General features: G+C 62.9%; 24 protein-coding genes and 1 tRNA gene. 12 read left to right on the top strand and 13 right to left on the bottom strand.

The features are described 5' to 3' along the window. Positions 1-17: 17 nt before the first annotated feature. Positions 18-950 (bottom strand): 3,5-dioxohexanoate:acetyl-CoA acetone transferase, encoded by a 933-nt coding sequence (kce, locus tag EH240_RS11270; RefSeq protein ID WP_124998123.1) that lies wholly within the window; start codon positions 948-950, stop codon positions 18-20. A 420-nt stretch (positions 951-1,370) separates the two neighbouring features. Then, positions 1,371-2,012 (bottom strand): FMN-dependent NADH-azoreductase, encoded by a 642-nt coding sequence (locus EH240_RS11260; RefSeq protein ID WP_124998121.1) that lies wholly within the window; start codon positions 2,010-2,012, stop codon positions 1,371-1,373. 112 nt (positions 2,013-2,124) lie between these two features. Between EH240_RS11260 and EH240_RS11255 the strand changes: the two genes are divergently transcribed. Next, a complete protein-coding gene (locus tag EH240_RS11255) occupies positions 2,125-3,072 on the top strand; it encodes a LysR family transcriptional regulator (RefSeq protein ID WP_124998119.1) in 948 nt (315 codons plus the stop codon). Between the two features lie 15 nt (positions 3,073-3,087). Here the strand turns inward: EH240_RS11255 and EH240_RS11250 are convergent, their stop codons facing one another. Next, positions 3,088-4,035, bottom strand: a complete 948-nt coding sequence (locus tag EH240_RS11250; protein ID WP_124998117.1) for a S1C family serine protease — start codon at positions 4,033-4,035, stop codon at positions 3,088-3,090. A 171-nt stretch (positions 4,036-4,206) separates the two neighbouring features. Here EH240_RS11250 and EH240_RS11245 point away from each other — a divergent pair, with 171 nt between their 5' ends. Both EH240_RS11245 and EH240_RS11240 read left to right on the top strand, forming a co-directional pair. Next, entirely contained in the window at positions 4,207-5,082 is an 876-nt protein-coding gene (locus EH240_RS11245; protein ID WP_124998115.1) for a S1C family serine protease, read from the top strand. Positions 5,083-5,090: 8 nt separating this feature from the next. Continuing rightward, positions 5,091-5,732 (top strand): helix-turn-helix transcriptional regulator, encoded by a 642-nt coding sequence (locus tag EH240_RS11240; RefSeq protein ID WP_124998113.1) that lies wholly within the window; start codon positions 5,091-5,093, stop codon positions 5,730-5,732. 10 nt (positions 5,733-5,742) lie between these two features. Here EH240_RS11240 and EH240_RS11235 read toward each other — a convergent pair whose 3' ends face one another. Then, on the bottom strand, positions 5,743-6,132 hold the full coding sequence (locus tag EH240_RS11235; RefSeq protein ID WP_124998111.1) for a type II toxin-antitoxin system VapC family toxin: 390 nt from the start codon (positions 6,130-6,132) through the stop codon (positions 5,743-5,745). Then, positions 6,129-6,395: a type II toxin-antitoxin system VapB family antitoxin gene (locus EH240_RS11230; protein WP_124998109.1), complete on the bottom strand. Its 267-nt coding sequence runs from the start codon at positions 6,393-6,395 to the stop codon at positions 6,129-6,131. The genes EH240_RS11235 and EH240_RS11230 overlap by 4 nt, the downstream gene beginning before the upstream one ends. A 172-nt stretch (positions 6,396-6,567) precedes the next feature. Between EH240_RS11230 and EH240_RS11225 the strand changes: the two genes are divergently transcribed. Beyond that, positions 6,568-7,434: an SDR family oxidoreductase gene (locus EH240_RS11225; RefSeq protein WP_124998107.1), complete on the top strand. Its 867-nt coding sequence runs from the start codon at positions 6,568-6,570 to the stop codon at positions 7,432-7,434. Here the strand turns inward: EH240_RS11225 and EH240_RS11220 are convergent. The 3 genes from EH240_RS11220 to EH240_RS11210 form a co-directional block, all read right to left on the bottom strand. Next, the gene (locus EH240_RS11220) at positions 7,431-7,613 is read right to left on the bottom strand and encodes a type II toxin-antitoxin system RelE/ParE family toxin (RefSeq protein WP_245435940.1); all 183 of its coding nucleotides are present in this window, start codon (positions 7,611-7,613) and stop codon (positions 7,431-7,433) included. The two genes, EH240_RS11225 and EH240_RS11220, sit on opposite strands and share 4 nt — an antisense overlap. A gap of 105 nt (positions 7,614-7,718) precedes the next feature. Next, on the bottom strand, positions 7,719-7,955 hold the full coding sequence (locus EH240_RS11215) for a type II toxin-antitoxin system ParD family antitoxin (RefSeq protein ID WP_124998105.1): 237 nt from the start codon (positions 7,953-7,955) through the stop codon (positions 7,719-7,721). Positions 7,956-8,313: 358 nt separating this feature from the next. After that, on the bottom strand, positions 8,314-10,467 hold the full coding sequence (locus tag EH240_RS11210; protein WP_124998103.1) for an OmpA family protein: 2,154 nt from the start codon (positions 10,465-10,467) through the stop codon (positions 8,314-8,316). Positions 10,468-10,662: 195 nt separating this feature from the next. Here EH240_RS11210 and EH240_RS11205 point away from each other — a divergent pair, with 195 nt between their 5' ends. Then, complete coding sequence (locus tag EH240_RS11205; RefSeq protein ID WP_124998164.1) at positions 10,663-11,109, top strand: YcgN family cysteine cluster protein; 447 nt, start codon at positions 10,663-10,665, stop codon at positions 11,107-11,109. 247 nt (positions 11,110-11,356) lie between these two features. Beyond that, entirely contained in the window at positions 11,357-11,713 is a 357-nt protein-coding gene (locus EH240_RS11200; protein ID WP_124998101.1) for a hypothetical protein, read from the top strand. 124 nt (positions 11,714-11,837) lie between these two features. Here EH240_RS11200 and EH240_RS11195 read toward each other — a convergent pair whose 3' ends face one another. Next, positions 11,838-12,548 (bottom strand): SIMPL domain-containing protein, encoded by a 711-nt coding sequence (locus EH240_RS11195; RefSeq protein WP_124998099.1) that lies wholly within the window; start codon positions 12,546-12,548, stop codon positions 11,838-11,840. Next, on the bottom strand, positions 12,545-12,754 hold the full coding sequence (locus EH240_RS11190; protein ID WP_124998097.1) for a hypothetical protein: 210 nt from the start codon (positions 12,752-12,754) through the stop codon (positions 12,545-12,547). The genes EH240_RS11195 and EH240_RS11190 overlap by 4 nt, the downstream gene beginning before the upstream one ends. 16 nt (positions 12,755-12,770) lie before the next feature. Between EH240_RS11190 and EH240_RS11185 the strand changes: the two genes are divergently transcribed. Continuing rightward, positions 12,771-12,846: transfer RNA gene (locus tag EH240_RS11185), tRNA-Ile, on the top strand. A 125-nt stretch (positions 12,847-12,971) separates the two neighbouring features. Here the strand turns inward: EH240_RS11185 and EH240_RS11180 are convergent. The 3 genes from EH240_RS11180 to EH240_RS38820 all read right to left on the bottom strand — a co-directional run bounded on the left by EH240_RS11180 (position 12,972) and on the right by EH240_RS38820 (position 14,720). Beyond that, positions 12,972-14,156, bottom strand: a complete 1,185-nt coding sequence (locus EH240_RS11180) for a tyrosine-type recombinase/integrase (protein WP_124998095.1) — start codon at positions 14,154-14,156, stop codon at positions 12,972-12,974. 63 nt (positions 14,157-14,219) lie between these two features. Next, positions 14,220-14,405 (bottom strand): helix-turn-helix domain-containing protein, encoded by a 186-nt coding sequence (locus EH240_RS11175; protein ID WP_124998092.1) that lies wholly within the window; start codon positions 14,403-14,405, stop codon positions 14,220-14,222. Between the two features lie 60 nt (positions 14,406-14,465). Continuing rightward, positions 14,466-14,720 carry a helix-turn-helix transcriptional regulator gene (locus EH240_RS38820; RefSeq protein WP_124998090.1) on the bottom strand — a complete coding sequence of 85 codons (255 nt, stop codon included), beginning with the start codon at positions 14,718-14,720 and terminating at the stop codon, positions 14,466-14,468. 529 nt (positions 14,721-15,249) lie between these two features. Between EH240_RS38820 and EH240_RS11165 the strand changes: the two genes are divergently transcribed. Genes EH240_RS11165 through EH240_RS11145 form a run of 5 tightly spaced genes read left to right on the top strand, consistent with a single transcriptional unit; the run spans position 15,250 to position 20,205 of the window. Beyond that, a complete protein-coding gene (locus EH240_RS11165; RefSeq protein ID WP_206075248.1) occupies positions 15,250-16,461 on the top strand; it encodes a cysteine desulfurase family protein in 1,212 nt (403 codons plus the stop codon). 4 nt (positions 16,462-16,465) lie between these two features. Further along, the gene (dndC, locus tag EH240_RS11160) at positions 16,466-17,620 is read left to right on the top strand and encodes a DNA phosphorothioation system sulfurtransferase DndC (RefSeq protein WP_124998088.1); all 1,155 of its coding nucleotides are present in this window, start codon (positions 16,466-16,468) and stop codon (positions 17,618-17,620) included. Beyond that, positions 17,617-17,802: a hypothetical protein gene (locus tag EH240_RS11155; RefSeq protein ID WP_124998086.1), complete on the top strand. Its 186-nt coding sequence runs from the start codon at positions 17,617-17,619 to the stop codon at positions 17,800-17,802. Before dndC ends, EH240_RS11155 begins: the two co-directional genes overlap by 4 nt. Position 17,803: 1 nt before the next feature. After that, positions 17,804-19,783: an AAA family ATPase gene (locus EH240_RS11150; RefSeq protein WP_124998084.1), complete on the top strand. Its 1,980-nt coding sequence runs from the start codon at positions 17,804-17,806 to the stop codon at positions 19,781-19,783. Beyond that, positions 19,783-20,205 (top strand): hypothetical protein, encoded by a 423-nt coding sequence (locus EH240_RS11145; RefSeq protein WP_124998082.1) that lies wholly within the window; start codon positions 19,783-19,785, stop codon positions 20,203-20,205. Before EH240_RS11150 ends, EH240_RS11145 begins: the two co-directional genes overlap by 1 nt. Positions 20,206-20,207: the final 2 nt, after the last annotated feature.

Below are 20,207 nucleotides of genomic sequence, written 5' to 3'. Positions count from 1 at the left end.
GGTCCTTTTTGCCCCGATCAGAACGCGACCTTGTCGCCGCCCTTGAGCTGCAGGATCTGTCGCGCTTCGTCGGGCGACGCGACCGAGGCGCCGAGGCCTTCGATGATCTGGCGTACCTTGGTCACCTGTTCGGCGCTGGAGCGGGCAAGCTTGCCCTTGCCGATCCACAGCGAGTCCTCCAGGCCGACCCGCACATTGCCGCCGAGCGCGATGGCCTGCGTGGCGATGGGCAGCTGGTGGCGGCCGGCACCCAGCACCGACCAGTGGTAGTCGTTGCCGAACAGCCGATCGGCCGTGCGCTTCATGTGGGCGACGTCTTCCGGGTGCGTGCCGATGCCGCCCAGGATGCCGAACACGCTCTGGACGAAGAACGGCGCTTTCACTAGGCCGCGGTCGACGAAATGCGCCAGCGTGTAGAGATGGCCGATGTCGTAGCACTCGATCTCGAAGCGCGTGCCGTTGTCGGCGCAGGTACGCAGTATGTGCTCGATGTCGCCGAAAGTGTTGCGGAAGATCCTGTCGCGCGAGCTTTCGAGATAGGGCCGCTCCCAATCGTGCTCGAAGGTCTTGAACCGCTCCAGCATCGGAAACAGCGCAAAATTCATCGATCCCATGTTGAGCGATGCAACCTCGGGCGCGAAAACCTTCGCCGGCTTGACCCGCTCTTCCACGCTCATCGTCGCGGCGCCGCCGGTGGTGATGTTGATGACGCAATTCGAGCGCTGCTTGATGACCTGCAGGAAAGGGGCGAACGCCTCCGTCGATTGGTCAGGGCGTCCGTCGACCGGATTGCGGGCATGAAGGTGGACGATCGCCGCCCCGGCCTCGGCCGCCTCGATGGCCGCGGTCGCGATCTGCTCGGCCGTCACCGGCAGATGCGGCGACATCGACGGGGTGTGGATCGATCCTGTGACCGCGCAGGTGATGATGATCTTGTTCTGGTTCGCCACTTTGTGATGCCCTGATCTTTCGCTGTTTGACCGCGCCTTATTTGACCGCCCCTTTGGGTGATGCCGGACATGAACTGCTTTGACAGCGCGATATAGAGCAGCGTAGTCGGCAGCGCCGCCAGTGTCAGCCCGGTGAACAGCACACCTCAGTCGGTGTCCATTCGCCGGCGAACACGGTCAGCCCTAGTCGGTGTCCATTCGCCGGCGAACACGGTCAGCCCTTGCGGCAGTTGTCTTCAAATTGTCGGAGGTGTTCAGGACCAGGGGGGAGAAAAAGTCGTTCCAGATCGGCACCGCGTTCTGGATCGCCAAGATCGTCCGGTGGCGGTCTTGCCGCCTTTGTTGCGGTCAACCGTCTGACGGACATGCAAAAAGGCAGGCACCGGTTGGCGCCTGCCTTTTCAGTTTCCAGGGCAGGGGTTACGCCGCGGCGGCCTGATCGGCATTGGCGGCCGCAGCAGCAATCGCGTCGACCTTGGCGGTCGCCTTGGCAAGCGCGGCGGTGACAGCGTCGGCGCCCATGCCGACGCCTTCGACGCGGATGACCTCGACATCGGTCATGCCCAGGAAGGCGAGCACGCCGCGCAGATAGGGAATGGCATGGTCCATCTGCACCGCGGCGCCTTCGGAGTAGATGCCGCCGGAGGCAAGCACGATATAGACCTTCTTGCCGGTGACGAGGCCCTTCGGACCGTTCTCACCGTAAGCAAAAGTCTTGCCCGAGCGGGAGACGTGGTCGATCCATGACTTCAGCGTCGAGGAGATGTTGAAGTTGATGAAGCCGGTGGCGAGGATGATTGTGTCGGCCGCGAACAGCTCGTCGAGCACCGCATCGGACACGCCGACCACCTCGGCCTGGCGCTGGCTGCGCGCCTCGGCGGGCATGTAAATGCCGGTCGCATAATCGGGGTCGATGTGCGGCAGCGGGTTGGCGACGAGATCGTGCACGACAAGCTTGGCCGACGGGTCTGCGGCAAGCAGTTTCTGGGCCAGATCGGTAGCGACGCGGGTCGAGTGCGAAGCAGCGCCGCGCGGGCTGGAGGTTACAAGCAGTATAGACATGGCGGTGTCCCCCTTGGGGTTGGATTGAACTTTCCCCGCGAATATGGGATTGCCACTCTATCTGGAAAACTGGTATAATTTGCGTGGTATCCATCTATGAAATAGATTGATCATGCAGCCAAATCCTACGCTCGACCAATTGCAAATTCTGGTGGCGGTGGCCGACACCGGCAGCTTCTCGGCCGCGGGTCGCAAGCTAAACCGGGCGCAGTCGGTGGTGAGCTACGGCATCTCCAATCTCGAGGCGCAACTCGGCCTGAAACTGTTCGAGCGCGAAGGGGTGCGCGAGCCGCAACTGACCGATGTCGGCAAGGCGATGCTGGAGGACGCGCGGCGCATGATCGGCGTGCTGCAACGCATCCGCTCGCGCGCCGACGGTTACCGGCAGGGACTAGAGGCGGAAGTGGCGATGTCGGTCGACGTCACGCTGCCGTCGCCGGTGCTGGTCCGGGTGCTCAAGGCATTCGAAGCCCAGTTCCCGGCCGTGATGCTGCGCCTTCACATCGGTTCGCTCGGCCTGACCGTCGACCATGTCGTGAGCGGCCAGGCGGACCTTGGCTTTGGCGGCCTCATAGGCGAAGCCGATGTCAATCTGCAGCGCATCGGCTTCACCTCGCTGGTGCCGGCGGCGGCGCCCGACCATCCGTTGGCGAAACTGCCGGGCCCCATTGCTGTCGAGGATTTGCGCGAGCACATCCAGCTCGTCGTCTCGGACCAGTCGGAGCGGACGCGTGGCCGCGACTATGGCGTCTTTGCCTACCGCACCTGGCGATTGACGGATGTGCGCACCAAGCACGCCTTGATGCGCGAATGCCTTGGCTGGGGCGGGCTGCCGCGCTGGTTGATCGCTGACGATTTGGCGAGCGGCCGGCTGGTCGAGCTCGATCTTGAGCCCTATCGCGAGGTGCGCTCGCCGCTCTACGCCATGCACCGCACCGACCGCAGCCCCAAGCCGGCGGCGTCCTGGCTGATCGATGAATTCAAACGGCAGCTTGGCTGTTTCAACGAGATGGAGCCGGGCGTCTGGACGGAAGAGGGGCCGGAGACAAGCCGTCCATGAACGTCATGCCGCGAATTAGCTCCTTGCCACCGGCGTCACCACGACCTGGCTGACCCCGGAGCGGCGCACGACGGTGCAGAGCGTCTCGCGGCCGATGCGTTCGGCATCGAGGATGCGCACGAGATCGTCGACGCCGGTAACCGGCCGGCCGTCGATGGCGGCTATGATGTCACCTTCCTTCAGGCCGGCCTTCGCGGCGGGGCCGTTCTTCTCGACGCTGCGCAGGCGCACCGCCGTGTTCGTGGTTACCTGCGAGAGAAGTGCTGCGCGGCGCGGCAGGTTGGTCGTGTCGGCCGAGACGCCGATGAAGGCGCGGCGCACGCGGCCGAAGCGGATGATCTCGGAAATGACGAAGTTGGCGGTGTTGGAGGCGACCGCGAAGGCGATGCCTTGCGCGCCGTGGATCATGGCCGTGTTGACGCCGATGACCTCGCCGGCCGACGACACCAGCGGTCCGCCGGAATTGCCGGGGTTGAGCGCGGCGTCGGTCTGGATGACGTCGTCGATCAGCCGGCCGGTCGAGGCGCGCATCGAGCGGCCGAGCGCCGAGACGACGCCGGCGGTGACGGTCCATTCAAAACCCAGCGGATTGCCGATCGCGATCGCGATCTGGCCGCGGCGCAGGCGCTTGGAATCGCCGAGCGGCGCGACATCGGCGAAGCTGCCGTCGGCGCGCACCAGCGCGATGTCGGTGTCGGGATCGCGGCCAAGCACGCGGCCCTCGCGCGCGGCGCCATCCGGCATCGTGACGCGCACGGCGCGCGCGTCGCCGACGACATGGAAGTTGGTGACGACCAGCCCGTCCTGCGCGATGACGAAGCCAGAGCCATGGCCGCCGGCGCCGCCTATGCGCTCGATGCGGCAGACGGCCGGACCGATGCGGTCGACCGCGTCGGCGACCGCCGTTGAATAAGCATCAAGCAAGGCGTCATCGGATTGGAGTTTTTCGGCGGCGAAGGCCATGGGGTGGGGCTCCGTGTCATTCGATAAAGCAATGACTATATGTGCGGAGCAGCCTCCGGCGTCGCGACCTGACCACATGGCCAGTCCGGCCGCCGACTAGCCGTCAGGCGAGTACCAGCGGCGGCGCCATGGAGCGATATCTGGGTCACAGAACCCAGGAGATCATCGATTATGAGCAACTTCAACCTCAATGCCTTTTCCGACGCCGTTGCCGACGTCGCGGCGACCGCCGCGCCGGCGTTGGCGAGCTTTGCCACGCATCACCACCGCAGCGCGAGCGCCTTCCACTGGCGCGACGGCTTCTTCGTCACCGCCGAGGAAGCGGTCGAAGCCGGCGAGGAGATCGAGCTGACGCTGGCCTCGGGTGAGACCGTCAAGGCCGAGCTTGTCGGCCGCGATCCTTCGACGGGTGTTGCTCTATTGAAACCAGCCTCCGCCGCCGCCGGTTTGCCGCAACTCGCCCAGGCTGCTGCCGTGCGCCCGGGCAATGTAGCCATTACCGTCGGCAACAGCGACGGGACTGCACTTGCCGTGTTCGGCACGGTCGGCGAGGTCGGACCTTCGTGGCGCTCGATGCGCGGCGGCACGATAGACCGGCGCATCAACCTCGCCATCAATGCCGGCGGCCGCTTCGAGGGCGGTCCGGTGCTCGATGCCAAGGGCGGCCTGATCGGCATGCTCCTGTTCGGGCCACGCCGGCGGGCGCTTGTCATGCCCTACGAGACGATCGAACGGGCGGTGGCGACGCTGCGCGAGAAGGGGCACGTCGCGCGCGGCTATCTCGGTGCCGGGCTGCATCCGATCCGTAACGGCGACACGCACGGCGCCATGGTGATGAGCCTCGACGACAGCGGTCCGGCCAAGGGCGCCGGCCTGCATGTCGGCGACATCATCGTCGCCTGGAACGGCGAAGCCGTGCATGGACCGCGCGAGCTGATCCGCAAGCTCGGGCCGGACAGCGCCGGCACGGCCGTGACGCTCGGTATCTTGAGCGGCGGCGCGCAGCGCGATGTTTCGATCATCATCGGCGAGAAGCCGTTGAGCTGAGAGGGTCGATGCCAGGCAGCGCGGCACAAACGATTGCTCGACCGGAGCCGGCAAGCCACCGGCTGACGGTGCTGATCGCGCTCGGCGACGCGGCGCGCGCCGAGCAACTGGCCGACGCGCTTGCGGCGAGCGACGACCTGCTGCCGATCCTCGCCGGAAGCAGCATGGGTCAAACGGCGGATGTCGCCTTGGTTGACGAGGCGGCGTTGGAAAGCCGGGCCGTGAGCCCGGCAACGCCATGCGTGCTGTTCTCCCGGCGTGCCGGCCACGAACGGCCGGCCGGCAATGTGTTTGCGACGCTGCCGGCCTCAGCCGATAGCTTGCTGATTGCGGCCGCTCTGCGGTTGGCGGCGTCCGGCTACCGCATCAGCCGCGCAGCACCGTCGGAGGTCGCCGCTCATGGCGATTTCCACGGAGATCTTTCCGAGGACGAGACGACCGACGAGCCTCGCGCGGCGTTGTCGCAGCGCGAGGCGGAAGTGCTGGCGCTGCTGGCGGAAGGCGCGCCCAACAAAGTGATCGCGCGGCGGCTCAACATTTCCGTCCATACGGCGAAATTCCATGTCGCCGCGATCCTGGTCAAGCTCGGCGCAGCCAACCGCACCGATGCGATCGCGATCGCGATGCGGCAGGGGCTGGTGCTGGTGTGACGCGTCCCCGTCAGATTGCCGGTTCAATGTCGGTCAGCCGGAAATCATCACCCTTGAACAGTAGTGGCATGGCTTCAAGCCGCGCCGTGGCATAGGCGATGCAGTCGCCGAAGTTCAACGCCGCCGGATGTCGGCCCTTGCCGTAGCGCTGGAAGGCCTGGCGCGCGACGGCGGCGTGGTCGGCGGTGAAGGCGATGGTCTCGATCGACGCCGTGCGCAGGAAGGCGTCGAGCTGGTCCAGGATTTCGTCCTGCCACCTGCCAGCGAGCACCATGCTCGTTTCGAGGAGTGTTGGCGCAGCAATCAACCGTCTTGCGGCATCCGTGATCGCCCGCACGAAACGTTCATGGCCCGGCTCGGCGCGGAGGATCGCGACCAGGGCCGACGAGTCGATGATCATCGCGTCGGGATTCCAAGTTCGTCGTAGCCAAGGATCTCATCCTCGGTCATCGCATTTTCCCGTTCCGGAATCTGCGCGGCCCTGTCCGAAATCGCCATTAGACGTTGGAGAAGGTCTGTGCCTTTGTCGCGAGGCACCAGCCGCTCCCGCGCGACTTCCCGCTCGAGAGACTGGCGGATCGCTTCCGTCACCGACACGTGGCGGCGGCGGGCAAGTTCCCGCGCCAACCGCTCGACTTCCATGTTTTTGATCGAAAGCGCCATTCTATATTCTACCTATTTGTATAGAATATATACCAATTCGGGAACCTTCCGCAATGTGCGGGCAACAAAGCCTCCCCTCGCGTCATCACCGCTCGCTACTGCAAACCCTTGTACCCGCTCGAAGGCGCGGGCAAGGATCGCGCGAACGCTATTGGCACTGGGAGGTACAAGAATGTCGCTCAAGGGAAAGACGCTGTTCATCTCGGGCGGATCGCGCGGCATCGGGCTGGCGATCGCGCTGCGCATGGCGCGCGACGGCGCCAATGTGACGATCGCGGCCAAGACCGCAGAGCCGCATCCGAAGCTGCCGGGCACGATCTACACCGCGGCCGAGGAGATCGAGCAGGCCGGCGGCAAGGCGCTGCCGATGCTCTGCGACATCCGCGACGAGGCTCAGGTAGCCGATGCGGTGGCAAAGACGGTCGAACGGTTCGGCGGCATCGACATTTGCGTCAACAATGCCAGCGCCATCCAGCTCACCGGCACGCTGGAAACCGACATGAAGCGCTATGATCTGATGCACCAGATCAACACGCGCGGCACGTTCCTGGTGTCCAAAATGTGCATTCCGCACCTGAAGTCGGCCAAAAATCCTCACATCCTGATTCTGGCACCTCCGCTCGACATGAAGGCCAAGTGGTTCAAGAACCATGTTGCCTACACCATGGCCAAGTTCGGCATGTCGATGTGCACGCTTGGCATGAGCGCGGAGTTCGCCGGCGCCGGCATCGCCGTCAATTCGCTATGGCCGATCTCGACCATCGACACGGCCGCCGTGCGCAATTTGCTGGGCGGCGCCACGGTGGCGGCGATGAGCCGTTCGCCCGACATCATGGCCGATGCGGCGCATGCGATCTTCCTGCGCCCGGCGCGCGAGGCTACCGGCAATTTCTACATCGACGAGGAGGTGCTGCGCGCCGAGGGCGTCACGGACTTTTCGGTCTATGCGCCGGGCGCCAAGGGGCCGCTGGCCGGCGACTTCTTCGTGCCGGACGAAGTATTTGCCAATTCGGACACGAAGATAACGCGAACGTTCTAAAGGTGCCTGGGATAGTCCATTTGTTGATGCAAAATGCGCACAATATCAATGGATTGCTCAGTCGTCCGCAGGTACAGTACGTGGGAACCAACAGCATATTTCAGTAGGCCAGGCCGGACATCCGAAGCGTTCCGTGCTATCGCCGGAAACTGGTCTATCAGGGTGATCGTGGAGTGAATGGAGCGGATGTAGGCTTCTGCCCACTCCGCGCCCCATTGGTTCAGAGAATAATCCCAGTACCATCGAGATCCGCCTTCGCTTTCGGCGAAAAACGATCGTTCGTGTCATCCGCGTTTCTTCGACTCGAGAAACGCCTCAATGTCGAACGGTTCGGGGCTGCCCGACAGATCTCCTTCGTCGATCGCGGTACGGAGCTGCTCGAGCTTCAGTTCCTGCTCTTCAAGGAGGCGAAGACCCGCGCGGACGGCTTCACAGGCAGAACCAAAGCGGCCCTTCTCAATCTGCCGCTGGATGAAGGTGTCGTATTGATCGCCGAGGGTAATGGACGTGTTTCTGGGCATGGCTAAGCTCCAATACCAATAGATGATATCAACGCGACTTCACGCTGGCGAGCCCAAGCGTATTTCTACGTCTTGGCCTTCTTACCCTTGGCCAGCGCCATCACCCGGTCGATATAGGCAAGCATCAAAGAGCCCCGCCGGAGAGGGGGCGCCGGCGGGGCTCATGTGTCCCGCTGGAGTCGGGACGGGGCAGGGAACGCCCTGACCTGAATCTGGGTGCCGCAATGCGGCGATTCAATGAGCGCGGCGGGACAAGCGCGACAATTCTTCTTGAATTTTCAAAGGCAGGGCCCGTCCGGATCCGGGCGGGCCCTGCCTTGTCGCGCTGATTTTCGAAAACCGGGTCAGGATTTTGAAATCATTGCTCGTTGTTGCTCGCCACCGGCGCCACCAGCGAGGTGATGCGACGAATGGCGACACGGCGGTTCTCGCGGTTCGGGCCAGGCGTGTTCACCTTGAGATACTCCTCGCCGTAGCCCTGTGACGTGAGGTTCTCGGCAGGGATGCCGAACGCGCTGGTCAACGCCTCGGCCACCGCCTCGGCACGCCGGTCCGACAGTGCGAGGTTCGCATCTGGCGTGCCGACGGCGTCCGTATGGCCCTCGATCAGGAAGGTTTCCGCCGGGTTCTTCTTCAGAAGCTTTTCCATGGCGGTGGCCACACCTTCGAGCTTCTGCACTTCGGTGTCGGAAATCGTGGCCGAGCCGAAGTCGAAGTTCAGCGTGTCGAGATCGATGCGGCGGGCGATGTCGCGCACGCGGGCCGAGCGCTTGACCTCGTCGATCGAGTAGAGGCGCTGCACCCTCTCCACCGGCGGCTGCTCGAGGAAGGTGTAATACTCGTCCGGGTCCTCGACTTCCTCCGAATCCAGGATGTAGTCCCGACGCGGGATGTCGAGCCGCATCGGCGGCAGGTCGTCGCCGGGATCGCGCCATTCGTCGACGTCGCTGTAGTACCGCTCGTCGACATAGCTCAGCACATATTCGCGGCCATCCGGCATGATGCGCGAACGCCGGACGACGTCGCCGTTGCGGTTGCGGATCGTGATGATCTTGACGCCGTTGTCGCGCTCCACGATTTCACGGGTTCGACCACGCGGCAGATCCTCGTAGTAGACATCCCTGGCGCCGCGGGTGATGCGAGGAGCCTCGTTGCTTTCCACGAACGTCTGGTTGTTGAACTGGAGGATCACGCGGTCGCCGAACTGCTTGACCACGTCCGCGCCCTGCGGCCGGCGGCGATCACGGACGACCTGCTCGGGCGTAAGCTCAATCCGCTTGCCCTTCTCTTCAGTAACCGGAACGAGCTTTTCAGGCTTGATCTCCTGCTGGGCTGCCTTGTCATCGGTGGGCGGCGGGCCCTGATCGACCGGCGCAGGCCTTTGCGCCTGCTGGCCTCCCTGCTGTCCAGCCTGGTTGCCGCCTTGTACGCCGCCGGCCTGGCCATTCTCGTTCTGGCCGGCCGGCTGGCGGCCCTTGCGCTTGCGAACGACGTCCTTCTGGCTGTCGAGTATGGGAGCCTCATTCGCGTTGGCAGGCGCTTCGCCCTGCGCGGCCGTGCCGCCCTTCGCGCCGCCTTCAGCTGGTGGCTGCTCGCCGGTAGCGGGCTGGCCGCCGGTGGTTGCCTGGCCCTCGCTGGAGGGCTGCTTGGTCGAAGGTTGCTCTCCCGTCACGGCTTGACCGGTGCCGGGCTGCTCGCCGAGAGGCTTCCTGCGCTTCTTTGTCTTGTCCAGAGGCTGTTCGCCTTCGGCCGGTGCAGCTTGCTGATTGTTCTGCTGCGGCTCGGCCTGCTGCGCCTCGCCGGCAGGGGCTTCGGTCTTCGGCGCCTGCTCGGCCGGTGCGGTCTCGGTCTGCTGCTGGCGCTTCTTCCTGCGCAGCTTGTCCTGCGGCATGTTGTCGTTGGCGGGCGCCGCCTGTTCAGCAGGCTGCTCGGCCGGTGCGGTTTCGGTCTGCTGCTGTTGGTTCCGCTTCTTCTTGCGCGGTTGCTGTTCCTCGTTGGGCGCCGCCTGTTCAGCAGGCTGCTCGGCCGGCGCGGTTTCGGTTTGCTGCTGCTGGCGCTTCTTCTTGCGCGGCTGCTGTTCTTCGGTCACAGGCGCGCCGCCCTGATCGGCTGGGGCTGCCTCGATCTGCTGCTGCTGGTCGCGTTTCTTGCGCGGTTTGAGCTGTTGCTCGGCCGGTGCTGCTTCCTCTGCCTGGCCGGTGTTCATCTGCTGCTGCTCCTGCCGCTTCCGGCGCGGCTTCTGCTCGGGCTCGGCGGGCTGTTCGGCCGGCGCCGATTCCGTCTGCTGTTGCTGCTCGCGCTTCTTTTTCCTCGGCTGCTCAGCTTCTCCCTGCTGGCCGCCTTGCGCACACTCTTCCGCCGACTGACCCTCGGCGCAGCTCGACTGCGCCAGGATAAGCGGCGCCCCCCGCGAGGTGCCGAAATCGGCCTGCAGCGGATACGCGCCCAACGGCGCGGATGCCATAAGCAGGCCGATTGCCGTACCCGCCAGAATCCGTGGTTGGCGTTTCATATCAATTTTCTCCTAGTGGGGTCCCATCCCTGCCCAAACTTTCATCAGCCGCAATTGGTTCCGTCAGGCATTGGCACCAGCCAAGGATGCCCGGCCGGCCTTTTGAAGGCAATTTCGTGTTTTTCTAATGTTGATACTGGGTCACTATGACAACAGCGCTTGACCGGAAGGCTCCGGAGCGCCAAATCCAGCCGCATGAACGCACCGTTCTGGAAAACCAAGACGCTCGAGGCCATGACTCCGGCCGAGTGGGAATCGCTCTGCGACGGCTGCGGCAAATGCTGCCTGTCTAAGCTCGAGGACGAGGACACCGGCGAGATCTATTGGACGAGTGTCGGCTGCCGGCTGTTCGATCCCGAGAAATGCCTTTGCTCGGACTACGCCAACCGGCTGTCGCGCGTGCCCGATTGCGTCGGGCTGACGCCGCAGAACGTGCGCACCATCACCTGGCTGCCCAAGACCTGCGCCTACCGGCTGGTGGCCGAGGGACACGATCTCTATTGGTGGCACCGGCTGGTTTCGGGAAGTGCCGAGACGGTGCACGAGGCCGGGATTTCGATCCGTGGCCGGGTGAAGGCCAAGGAAACTGATCTGGCTGAGCCGGACGACTATTTTGACTATATACTTGACGACGAACCCTGACGGGTTCGCGTTTTGATGACGAAGCCTGACGGGTTCGCATCTTGACGACGAACCCTGAGGGGACCGGGCGCTTACGGCGCGTTTCCGGCTCCGGATTTGGATGCGCGAGGATTTCGCCTTTCCTTCCACATGAACCGGACGTGAACGGCCGGTTCGCAAAAAGTTCAGACACGAAAAGGCATTTTGTAGTCATTGGTTTGCCAATCATCAGTTCAAGGGGCGAGAGGCCCGCAAAAGGAGAGAGACGATGTTCAACCAGATCAAGACGGCAGCCCTTTCGGCCCTTGTCGGGCTTGCCACGCTCGGCGCCATCCCGGCGCATGCGGACAGCCTCTATCTCGGCTTCGGCAACAATCACGACCCGCGCTTTGGCGTCTACACCGGCGACGATGACGATGATGGATATTACCGCCGCGATCGCGACTGGCACCGCCGTGGCTGCTCGCCGGACCGCGCGCTCGACAAGGCCGAGCGCATGGGCCTGCATCGCGTCCGCATCGTCGACATCAGCCGGCGCACGGTGAAGGTGGCCGGCCGCCAATATGGCGACCGCGTGGTGGTGGTCTTCGCCAACGAGCGCGGCTGCCCGATCATCTATCGCTGAGACTTTTGTCCGGCGGGATCGGCTTACAGCGATCCTCTGCGAGGATCACCTGTAAGCAAGGTCTTCTGCGAGGACGACAGAAACCCCGGAGGACCGATCCTCCGGGGTTTTGTTTCTGGGTTGGCTATTTCAGCTCGAACGTGACGGTCACCTGGACGGTATAGGCGTTCTCGCCGGCCTGCACCGGCACGGCGGCGCGGGCGGCATCGAAGGCCTTGGCGTTCATCGGCATCGGCACCGGCGTGACGTTCTGGTCGGCGATCTCGATCACCCTGCCGAGGCTGACGCCGGCGGCCCCGGCGAGTGTCTTGGCCTTGGCGATCGCGTCGGCAACCGCCTTCTTGCGCGCCTCAGTGATGGTGGCCTTCGGATCGTCATTGGTGAAGGCGATGCCGCCACCCTGGTTGACGCCGAGCGACACCGCCCTGTCGAGGATGTCGCCGGTCTTGTCGACGTCGCGCACGCGTACCGACAGCGTGTTCGTCACCTGGTACGCGACGAGCTCGGCTTCCTGGCTGCCGTCTGCCTTGTTGGTGTAATTGTAGCGCGGGTTGATCTGGATGCCGGCCGTCTGCAGATCGCGATCGGCGACGCCGGTCGATTTCATCGCCGCGATCACCGCCGCCATGGCGTCATTGTTGGCATCGAGCGCGGCGCGCGCGGTCTCTGCCTCGCGCATGACGCTGAGCGTCAGGATCGCCATGTCCGGCGCAGCCGTCGCTTCGCCTTCGCCCGAGACAACAATGCGCGGAGGCGGCTGTGTGTCGGCAGCGCTTGCCAGCGCCGGAAACGCGATCGCGGCCGCGAGCGCGACAGGCAAAAGATGTCTGGTCATGAAAACTCCTCGAAATCTGCGATCCGGTATCCCTGCAGCATCTGCCACCGACCCAAAAAAAGCGTCGATTCCCGGCGGTGCGGTGCGGGCCCCACCTGTTCACGCGCCTTATGGGCGCGCACGCCGCTGTACGGAGCGAATATGGGCTGATTTTGGCGCTTGCCGCCAGTGCTTTCGAAAGCCTTGTGCCGCGCGGCGAAAAACACTAAGCCAGCCCGCGTGGGGCCTGTAGCTCAATGGTTAGAGCCGGCGGCTCATAACCGCTTGGTTGGGGGTTCGAGTCCCTCCGGGCCCACCAAAACAATTGATTTCATTGCCAAAAATCGGTTTTTGCCCACGCTCTGCCCACGCTTTGCCCACGGCACGCACGGCGAGGAAGAAAGCGACGAAAGCCGCTTTCATAAATCGCTTCGAGGTTCTGGCTCACCGCACGACCCGCAAAGTCGCCCGCCGCTTCATCTGATCGCGCTTTTCCTCACGCTGGTTGATCGCAATCGCAATGTCGACTGCAATTCTTTTTTTGTTAGCCTCGCGCACATAATTGTCCGTGACCGTCATGGAAGAATGTCCCATCGCTTCCATTATAGCACGTGCCTGGATGTTGCATTCGGCGAGGTAGGTGCCGAAGGTGCGGCGCAGGCCATGAAGAGTATAGCCGTCAGGAATGTCAGCCTGCCGGGTCCAATGCTGCATCATGCCTGTCAGGCTCTTCTCTGAAAACGGGTTGCCATAGCCGTTCTTCAAGACGGTTCCACCCTTCGAGCGGTCAAGTGGGTCAAGCGCTGCCGCCAGCTTGTCCACCACGGGAATGAACATCTCCCTCCCGCCATGGCGGTTACGATTCTTCTTCTGTCTGAAGGCAAACGCCTCGATCAATGCTAAGGAACCATCGAACAGTTCGATCTCTTCAGTCACCAGATCATCCCATTCAAGGTCAGCGATGTCCCCTCGTCGGTTGCCGAGCCAGAAACCCAGCGCATAGCAGGTCCGAGCGGGTGTACCGATCGGATGTCTCTCTTCATACTTTTCTCGGATCGCAATTGGCCAAGCCGGGTTCTTGGTCGATTTTGGTATGCGCACGCGGATCGACAACGATGGATCATCCTGCGGCTTTATCCATTTCTCGACTTCGATAGCCACCCAGAGGAGCTTTTTGACGGCTACCAGCATGTGTTTGGCGACGGTGCGGTTTGTCTTAAAGATACCTTCGATGATCGTGCGAAGCCTGTCGGCATCCATGTATTCAACCGGCACATCGCGCCATGTCACCACATGTTCGGGGTCGACAGGCATATTCAGGAAGCGCTCTATCAAGTTGCTGTTCTTGGCTTGGGTAGCCGGATCGAAGTCAGCCCACTCCATCGTGGATTCAAGTCGCCGTGCTGCGTGCCCGAACGAACGCGGCAGGACACGTCCCGGCATGTCAATGATTTCCGACTTGCCTGTGCAACCTTCGACGGCACGTCGGTAGCAGGCTTCAAACGCTTCGTCGCCCGGCTGTCCGGGCAAGGCGATCTGCCGAGCATGGCGATTTGCACGAAAGCGCCAGTACTCCTTGCCGTTGACGACGCGAGAAGAAGCCCCAGGGTAGTCAGGATGTTTAGCCATCAAACGCTCTTTCGAGGCTTCTTCTGGAGTTGCCCACCACCATGCACCTTCTCATGAATCGGATCATGCGAAACGGCCTTGCTTCATGGCAACGCGCAGGAGCACCGGGTAAGGGAACCCTCTGCTTTGCTCGATGCCTTCAAAGGTGCGCTTCGGTATTCCCAGCACCTTGGCCGCGGCTTCAGCAGTGAGCCCTTCCTTGGCCCGCCAAGCTTTGACTTCTTGCGCCAATTTCTCATTCTCGTTCATGTCATGCCTTTCGCAGGCAATCTCCATACTACCCTTGCGGCATATACGCAAGGAGCGTATTTAATTTCTTCTTTCTCTGTCCCGTTTGCTTCTTTCCAGTAGTTCTTGAAGACCGCTACCTTTGTCCGGCAACGAGGTGAAAGCTATGTCGAGGGCCACACGATCCCAAACAGCGCGGCTGTTGATGCGCTTGGGCTTCGGCATGCGCCCATCGGCAACCATTTCATCAAAAAGCGTTGTTCCGACTCCGATGTAGCGAGCTGATTCCTCACGCGTTAGACCTCGTGGGGGATATGAGATTGCATCACTCTTCATGGGCGCTGTCTCGCCGCTGAGGTGCCTGGCGTATTGGTGTCAAAGCACAAAGCCGCATCCTCCTTGCCGTTCCTAGCGAGTGGTCGTACCGACTTAGAAGGAAAGGGCCTAAAGCGGAAGCGATCTGACTAAGTTCTTCGGCGTAAACTGGCGGCAACGTGTGAACGGGTGGATCACGGCAGGAGAGCTATCGGCGGACGGCTCCGCAATGCATTACTCGCCCCGCCTTCGCCGCCTCCTTTAGCGTGGAAACTTGAGCCGTTATCGAGGGCCGGCGAACACCGCCGCCACAGCATTGTTATGGGCCGAAACCAATATGCTTCCATATTGAAGACCTCTCGATCAGCCGATGGCGCCTCGACGACGATCGACATCGCCGGCGACAGTTGCCGCCGACTTTGATATGACAGGTGGTGCCAGGGCATTAGGCGGGGGGGGCAGACTGCCGTCCGAAAAGTTGTTTGGCGACCAATACCCCGGCCCCGGTGCGGGTGTTGCACTCAGCGACTCTAGGGGTTAATCCGGACGAATGAAACCACCGGCTGAACACATCACTGACGCCATGGGCTCGATCGATAGACACGGAATCTATCTCGACTACCAAGCGACGACGCCGCTGGACCCTCGTGTCCTAGAAGCCATGCTGCCGCATCTAACTGCGTTGGGGAATCCGCACTCCAGTCGCCATGACCACGGCACCGCGGCGATGGCCGCGGTGGACACGGCGCGGGCGCAAGTCGCCGCCCTGGTCGGTGCTGAACCGGACGAGATCGTCTTCACCTCGGGTGCCACGGAGGCCGACAACCTTGCGATCAAGGGCGCGCTCGCTTCGTCCAGGCGGGACGGCGTCGTCACCTTGGCTACCGAACACCATGCCGTATTAGATGTGGTGCTGGCGACTGGCCGGAGAGGCGCCCGGTCGACGATCATCGGCGTGGACGGCGAAGGCCTTGTCGATCTCGATGCACTTGCGCAGACTGTGGACGAAGGGACGGCCGTGGTCAGCGCCATGGCCGCCAACAACGAGATCGGCGTCCTGCAACCCCTCGCGGAAATCTCCCGGATCGCGAAGCGCGCCGGCGCCTTATTCCACAGCGACGCGGCGCAGGCGATAGGCAAAGTCCCGTTCGACGTGGCCGAAACCGGTGTCGACATGGTTAGTATCTCGTCGCACAAGCTGTACGGACCGATGGGCGTTGGCGCCCTCTATATGTCCCGTGACGCGGGTCGACGCATCAGCCCGATCATTGAGGGGGGCGGTCAGGAGCGCGGCTTCCGCAGCGGTACGTTGCCGGTGGCGCTATGTGTCGGCTTCGGCGAGGCCTGCAGGATATCAGGGGAAGTGATGACGAAGGAGGCTGGGCTCCTGCGGGAGTTGCGGGCCGCATTCATGGAACGTCTGCGCGAGATCGGCGTGCGGTTCACGATCAACGGTACGATGGGCGAACGCTTGCCGGGAAATCTCAATCTCAGCTTCGACGGTGTGGACGCCGAGGCGTTGCTAATGCGCCTGCGCGGGAAAGTGTCGGTAGCTTCGGGTTCGGCATGCACTTCCGACAGCCTCGACCCCAGCCATGTCGTGATGGCGCTGGGGTTTGGCTTGGAGCGCGCCGAAGAAGCCATCCGCATCGGCTTCGGACGGTTCACTACGCTCGACGAGGTGTTAACAGGCGCCGGGACGATGGCGGAAGCGGTGGCTAAACTGCGCCGAGTCGGCTACAACCGGACCAAAGGAGCTTAAGTCGATGAGCCTGTTGCCTTTAGCTGCCCAGATGGAAGAGGACGCGCTCGAGGACAAGCTCGAAGCGGCCAAGGCTGATCTGGCGGATGAGTACGGTCAAAACCACAAATATCCCTGGATCATCGGCTTCTCCGGCGGCAAGGACAGTACCCTTGTCCTGCAGCTGGCGATGGAGATGCTGCTCGAGCTCCCGCCCAGCGAACGAAAACGCACGGTGCACGTCGTCTCGAACGACACCCTCGTCGAAGCCCCGGTTGTCGCCGACCTGGTAGACAGGACCTTGGACCGCATTTCTGACGCTGTGACGGCGATGCGCTTGCCCATAGTCGTGGCGAAGACGGCGCCCAAGGTCGACCAGACTTTCTGGGTCAACTTGATCGGACGGGGCTATCCGGCCCCAAGCAGGACCTTCCGCTGGTGTACGGACCGCATGAAGATCCAGCCGACATCCCATTACATCCGGAGTCGAGTATCTGAAAACGGCGAAGTCATCCTTTTGCTTGGTGTGCGCCGTCAGGAATCAGCGACTCGAGCCGTTAGCATGAGCCGGTATGATAACGGCGAGAGGCTGAATGACCACAACGACCTCAAAGGCTGTAAGGTGTTTCGTCCGATCGTGGATTTCTCCACCGACGAGGTCTGGACAACCCTGTTGCAACGTCGCCCACCATGGGGCGGCAGCCACCGCGATCTGGTGGCACTCTACAAGGATGGTCAGGGGGGCGAGTGCCCGCTGGTGCTCAGTAAGGATGATGCTCCGTCATGCGGTACGTCGTCCTCGCGATTCGGCTGCTGGACCTGCACCGTTGTCGTGAAGGACCGGAGTATGGCCGGCTTCATCGAGGCGGGTCACGAGAACCTCGAACCACTTATGGATTTCCGCGACTGGCTTGCCGAAATCCGGAACGATCCGGCTCGCCGATCGGCGCGGCGCCGCAACGGCCAGACGACGTTCCTTGCCGACGGCTCATTGGTCCCGGGACCGTTCACGCCGACCGCGCGTCGGGAAATTCTCGATCGCCTGCATCAGGTCGAACGTGCCACCGGCCGCACCCTGATCACCGCCGCCGAGATCGAGGCGATCAACCGCATCTGGGCCGAGGACGCCGCCGCCGTCGTCGCTTCTGTCGAGGCTACCGCTCTCGAGGCGGTTTCGTGAAGCCGGCGCTGCTCCGTACGCCCGCCGGTCGGGAATTGCTGCAGCGACTGTCCACCGAACGGGGTGTTGATCCCACGATCGTGGATGACCTGTTGGACGCCATCGACGAGCATGCCGGTATGCTACGCCGCCGCGGTCTCTTCCAGCGCTTCGATGCTATTTTAGACAAGGCCCGGGAATAGCATGCGCCTTAACGCCATCGGGCTACGCAACTGGAAGTCCTATCGTCGCTTCCGGTTGGACATTCCCTACGGTCGCGAAAAACCAGTCGCGCTGATCGAGGGTAACAACGGATCAGGGAAGACCAGCCTACTTGAGGCCTTCGTGCTGTGTCTCTACGGGCGGCTTGGCATTCCGCTGCTGGCCCGCGCTAATTCCGTCAGCCGTGTAGACCGGTCATATGAACGCTTCATGGAGCGTGCGCTGAACTCAGGAGCGCGCCAAGGGCGGACGCAAATCACGATTGAGATCACTTTCCAATCGGACGACAACGAGTACGTCATCGAGAGGATCTGGCATTTCGTTGACGGCGCCCTGCGCAAGAACGACGAGGAAGTGCGCATCTTCCAAGGGGCCGACCGCATAATCCTTGCTTCCCCCGACCCCGAAGACGACGAGCGGTTCGTCCGGGACTTCGTCGATCAGAACATCCTTCAGGACAATCTTGCGGGCTTCTTCATCCTAGACGGTGAACACCTCGAGCGCATGGCGAGCATCAATATGGACGGCCAGGTCAAAACGGCGCTGGAAGCCGCGATCGGGATCGACCGGCTGCATCGCGCCTCGGCTGACCTTCGCACCTATGCGCGGGAGCGGCGCCGCAACCTTCCCGACAACGCGGCTGCCACGGCCGAAGCCCGGCTCGCGCTTAACAATCTGGGGCGCGAGATCGAGGAACGCGCGACGTCGGTGGAACTGCTTCTGGCGGTCATCGGGCCGTTGCGGGAGCGGCGTGATGACGTAGTCAGCCGTATCGGCCGCCTGCACGGCGACAGCTACTGTGCGTTCAAGACGCATTTCGAGCAGCGCGAAAGCGTGATCCGGGAACGAGACGCTCTCCGCGACGAACTGCGTCGTTTGCTGAGCGGCGAGCTCGCACAGGCGCTGGCCGGCGAAACTCTCAGGACTGCCGCACTAGAGCGGATCGAGGCTGAGCATAAGGCCGCGCAAGTCAAGGGGGACGAGGAGCGGAACCTGAACCGCGCCTCGGAATTCGTGGACCGCGTCTCGCGCCACACGACGGTGACGGACGATGTCGCCCGTGCTCTCGCCCTGGCGTGGCGGGAGATGTGGGGAAATCGCACCGCGGATGCCGGCGGCCCCCTGCTCTCGCATTTGGGCGAGACAGATCGCCTTTCCGTGGCGGAGCATCTCCTTAAGTTGTCGTCGGTCAGTGCCTCCGACATCCGGGATCTCGCCCGCGCGGTTTCTAGGGCCGACGAGAGAATTGGCCAACTCGATCGCGCCTTAGGCGAGCAGAAGGGTACGGACGACGAATCCAAGTCGTTGGCGGAGGAGTTGAACGGAATCCAGGAAGAACTGGCCCGCGCGGAAGCCCGTCACGCGATGGAAGCTGCCGCGTTGCGGGAGTTGGAGGACAGGCGTTCATGCGAGGAGCAACAGTTGGCGGCGGTCTCGCTGGGCGAGAGCGGCAACGCGGTGGCGCTCAAACGGAGCGCCGCGGCGGACCGGGCCGCCGATCTGATCGACGCTCTTGCCGACGCTGCCGTTCCGCAAAACCTCGATGCGCTGTCCGCCGAGATTACCGACGCCTATCGCTCGATGGCGCACAAGACTGTGGTCGAACAGATCAAGGTCAACGAGGAGGGACGTGTTACACTGCTCGACCGGTCCGGACGGGATCTGCACGAACTCGACGCCAGCGCCGGCGAAAACCACATCTTCACGCTGTCGCTGATGTCCGCTCTCGCCCGCCTAGCCGCGGACTTCCCCATCATCATGGACAGTCCGTTCGCGAGGCTCGACGCCGAACATCGCCGTAGGGTAATCGGCCATTTCATGGAAATGGACCGACAACTCGTCCTTCTTGTTCATCCGGCCGAGCTTCATCCCGGCGAGCTGGCGCTTGTGACACGACGGAGCGGCGAATTGCTGAAGCTGCCTTCAACCGAACGCCTTCCAGTAACGGGAGCGGCATCCTGATGTCGGCGACAATGGTAGAATTCACGCGCGGTGACTTCAGAACGTCGCGCTATGCCGACGAACTGAACAGCCGATTTCAGGGCTTCCTAAGTCTGCCGCATCGATACGGGCCGGCAAGGCTCGCTCTGGGTCGGTCGCTAAGTATTCCCCAACTCCCCTCCTTTGAATTGGGCAGCATGGGTTACGGCAAGCCGATCAAGGGCGAGCAGCTGTTCGGCCAGGGTATAGAGCTGGCAACGTGGATCACCCTGATCTCGGAGCATGACGCGAGGTCGGGCGAAGCGATGACCCGCAAGCGAATGCAGTCCTTGGCGGCATCGCATTGGCAGCGCGGCATAACGCTGCTGTGGGAAGACTGGAGAGCCAGCACCGGGGATTTCGACGCGTTCGTTGGGCGCTTGGTCGGCATGGCCCGTCTGTAATC

Origin of the sequence: Mesorhizobium tamadayense (assembly GCF_003863365.1) — a bacterium.
GTDB lineage: Bacteria > Pseudomonadota > Alphaproteobacteria > Rhizobiales > Rhizobiaceae > Mesorhizobium > Mesorhizobium tamadayense.
This window is presented reverse-complemented; position numbering and strand designations above follow the sequence as displayed.